Annotated in this window: 2 protein-coding genes; one reads left to right on the top strand and one right to left on the bottom strand. The window is 60.2% G+C overall.

What is annotated here, in order from left to right:
- Window positions 1–375 precede the first annotated feature (375 nt).
- Window positions 376–2346 carry a methyl-accepting chemotaxis protein gene (locus JQ587_RS36555; RefSeq protein ID WP_212428600.1) on the top strand — a complete coding sequence of 657 codons (1971 nt, stop codon included), beginning with the start codon at window positions 376–378 and terminating at the stop codon, window positions 2344–2346.
- Window positions 2347–2763: 417 nt separating this feature from the next.
- Here JQ587_RS36555 and JQ587_RS36550 read toward each other — a convergent pair whose 3' ends face one another.
- Window positions 2764–3801 (bottom strand): IS110 family RNA-guided transposase, encoded by a 1038-nt coding sequence (locus JQ587_RS36550; RefSeq protein ID WP_212428599.1) that lies wholly within the window; start codon window positions 3799–3801, stop codon window positions 2764–2766.
- Window positions 3802–4049 lie beyond the last annotated feature (248 nt).

Below are 4049 nucleotides of genomic sequence, written 5' to 3'. Positions count from 1 at the left end.
TGCGGCTTCGATCCCTTCTGTAATCCGAGTTGAAAGGTCAAGCCCCTTTTCTCCAGGAGGCGGGATGTCCGGTTTCAGAGTAGAGCGACCAACCCAAGATCACGTGCGGAGGTCTCACTTTGACCCGTTGCGGACTTGAATCAAGGAAAGCCTTGGTTACTGCACACGCAGCTAGATGAATTGTATGGACGACGAGCTGCTTCGCGCTTTGAGATGAATGAGGGAGACGAGACAGCGCAGCGTTGTTCGGCGATCCGTAAAACTACGGCAATGGTGCGCTTATCGATGACATTTACGTTCCGTTTCCGGGAACTGTGTATTTTAACCGGAGAACCAAATACTTAGCTATTTTTTTTACCACCGCAGGATGCACTCATGAAGACCTTCTCGCTGCGACTGAGCCATAAGATTTTGCTCATCGGATTCGTTGGCATCCTCGGCCTCATCGTGTTCGGGGCCATCTACCTTAGCGGCAACGCATCGCAGGAAGCGTCTCGAACAATCGCGGAAGAGGCCCGCAAGGTCTCGATGTCAAACGACCGGCTCGGGCGCGATCTGCTCGATGCACGCCGGGCCGAGAAGGACTTCCTGCTGCGGCGCGACGAGGCCTCATCCAAGCGTCACGCGTCGTTGACCGCGAGCATCAATAGCGACATCGATCGGTTCGGCGCATCCATCAAGGAAGCCGGGTTTACGTCCCTCTCCGACAAGGTCGCTGCCCTTGCGCAAGGCTTCAGCGACTATCGCAAACAATTTTCCGCGCTGGAGCAGAATGAGGTCAAGATTGGCCTGAACGAGAAGCTGGGTTTGAGCGGTGCGCTGCGCGCTTCGGTGCACGACATCGAAGCGAAACTGACGCAGGTCGACAACTCGAAGCTCGCCGCCGGCATGCTGATGATGCGCCGGCATGAAAAGGATTTCATGCTGCGTCGCGATCGTGCCTATCTCGACCAGTTCGAGAAGAGCGCGAACGAGTTTGCCAAGTCCGTGCAGGCATCCGATCTCGCGCCAGCCATGAAAGCGGACATCGAGGGCAAGCTACAGAAATATCGCGCCGACTTCATTGCATGGGTCGACAGTGCCCAACAATCTGCCGCCAGTGCATCGGCCATGTCGAAGACCTTTGCGCAGATGGAGCCGCAGATCGAGGATATCGCAAAGGACATTGAGCGGCGGTACGAGGCCGCCCAGGCCCAGGAGACGATTACGCTTGCGAGCATCAAGCGCTGGATGCTGATCACCCTCGCACTTACGATCCTGGTGGTCTCGGGCCTCTCGCTGACGATTTCGCGGGCTGTAACCAAAGCAATCGTGTCCATGGTCCAGGCCATGGTCCGGCTTGCGAAAGGCGATATGGCGGTCGAGATTCCCGGCGTCGGTCGTCATGACGAAATCGGCGAAATGGCTGGTGCAGTCGATGTCTTCAAAACCAGCATGATCGACGCCGAGCGCTTGCGCTCCGAGCAGGCGGACATCGAGCGTCGGCAGATCGAGCAGCGCAAGGCGGATATGAACCGCCTGGCCAGCGAGTTCGAGGCGGCGGTTGGTGAGATCGTGGAAACCGTGTCATCGGCTTCGACGGAGCTGGAAGCGTCGGCATCCACGCTGACCACGACTGCGGAGCACGCGCAGGATCTCGCAACCAACGTCGCATCCGCCTCGGAGGAGGCCTCCACCAACGTCCAGTCGGTGGCCTCCGCGACGGAAGAGCTGACCTCGTCGGTCACCGAGATCAGCCGGCAGGTTCAGTCCTCCGCGCGCATGGCTTCGGCCGCCGTCGAACAGGCCAGGCACACCACGGCGAAAGTCAGCGAGCTCTCGAGGGCCGCCGCCAAGATTGGAGACGTGGTCGAGCTGATCAACACCATCGCTGGCCAGACCAATCTCCTGGCGCTCAACGCAACCATCGAGGCTGCACGCGCCGGCGAGGCCGGCCGCGGCTTCGCGGTCGTCGCCTCCGAAGTCAAGGCGCTCGCCGAACAAACCGCCAAGGCGACGGGCGAGATCGGCCAGCAGATCGGCAGCATTCAGTCGGCTACCGACGAATCCGTGCAGGCCATCAAGGACATCTCAGGCACGATCGAACAATTGTCGGAAGTGTCCTCCACCATTGCCGCCGCCGTCGAGGAGCAAGGCGCCGCGACCCAGGAAATCTCGCGCAACATCCAGCAGGCTGCGCAGGGCACGCAGCTGGTCTCGTCCAACATCACGGAAGTGCAGCACGGAGCGACCGAAACCGGCTCTGCGTCAGCCCAGGTGCTTTCGGCGGCGCAATCCCTGTCGACAGAAAGCAACCGGCTCAGGCGCGAGGTTGACAAGTTCCTGGTGACCGTGCGGGCGGCTTAGCGGACGGCCGAATTGAAGCCCCGCGTGTTCGGGCAATAATCGCCGACGGAGCGGAGGTCCGCTTCTGGCCTATCGCGGCCATCCGATGCTTACTGGCCAATGTCTCCTTTTGAGCCAGGAAGTGAAGCATATCGCCTTGGCGGCCCGCCGTTCGCCGGTCACGCTCTACTCGCGGGCATACGCCCGCGACCGGAGCCGCGAAGCGTCTCCGCCCCTTGGGTCACGATCGTTGCCGCTTACGGCTTCTGCCTGGTCCGCGCTTCTGTTCGGAGTCGACCAAAAGGTTCGCTCCATGATGGGGTCCGGCGAGGCGAGGTCGTCCAAGCTCACAGCACGTGCTTGAAACCGCACAGGGATCGAAACGGACTGACCTTCCCCACGTCCTCGGCAGAGCAGATAGCTACGCCGGAACGATCCTCAAGCCGTGCGCGAGGCCGGCGGCTGGCCGAAGCGGAAGTCCGTACCTGCCACCCACATACGATGCATGATGATAGCCAGCTTTCGGGCTACTGCCACGCAAGCCTTCTTCGAACCTATGCGTTTCGCGAGCTTCACGCCCCACGCCCTCAGAACTGACCATTTCTTCGCGATTCGAAGATGTGAATTTGCCGCCTCGTAGAGAGCGTGGCGCATCATCTTGTCGCCGCACTTGCTGATATTTCCAGACCGGTCGATCTCGCCAGACTGATAGACACGAGGTGTCAGCCCCAGGTGCGCGGCTACGGCCCTTGAGTCCTTGAACCGCCCGGGATCGTCGATCGTCGCCTTGAAGGACAGGCTTACGATTGGTCCCACGCCCGAGACGGTCATCAGACGCCTACAGACCTCATCTTTGCGCGCCACTTGCGAAAGCTGACGGTCCAACAAAGCTTTCTTGGCCCGCATGGCGTTACGCACCTCGACCAATGGCTCGATTGCCAATCGCAACTCTGGTGCTTCGGCAAGCATGGCTTCTACCTTGGCAGCGAAGCGGGCACGATGCACAAGCCCCAGCTTGAGACCATGCACCTTTAACAAGCCGCGAATGGTGTCCTCGATCGCCAGCATGTGATCAACGAACTTCCGACGGGCGATCAAGACCGTCCTTAGGATCTGCGAAGCCTTGCTCTTGACGTGTACCGCTCGGTAGTGGCCAAGCCGCATCATCTCGGCAATGCCGCGCGCATCGCTACGGTCCGTCTTGTTGGGCCGAGACGAAAGGAAGCGCTGAGCGTGGCGTGTCTCTATGCATACCGTCTCAAAGCCACTCTCTACCAATGCGCCGTAAAGCCATTCTGACAACGGGCAAGCTTCAATACCAACCCGCGCAATCTCATCGCGCCATCCAATTAAGACTTTGATGAGTGCAAGAGGTTCGCTCTCCGCTTTACCTTCCCATACCGGCGAGCCGTCTGCTTCGACGACACAGATCGAGGTTGTCTTGAGCGAAACATCAAGTCCAACGAACAGAGCCATTTTACCTCTCCTTTGCTGGGCCGAATCAGTCCCAGACCAGGGTAGCGAAGGCTGGGGATCGGATTACCCCAGCTCGCGCAAGAGATGCGGAGCTCCTCGCCGGGGGCACTCGGGAAAGGGGCTCGCCTGCGGCGATCGCTATCACTGCCCCGTTCCCGGGTGCCGCTTTTGAACCGGTCTCGTCGCTGCACTCGGTCCCGCGTGCCGCCTTCGGCGTCGCTATGCTCACGCTCCTGCGGGTGCCATTT

The sequence above is a fragment of the Bradyrhizobium manausense genome (genome assembly GCF_018130615.1).
GTDB classification, from domain to species: domain Bacteria; phylum Pseudomonadota; class Alphaproteobacteria; order Rhizobiales; family Xanthobacteraceae; genus Bradyrhizobium; species Bradyrhizobium manausense_A.
Note: the sequence above shows the minus strand (reverse complement) of the source record. Positions and strands in the feature narration are given on the sequence as shown.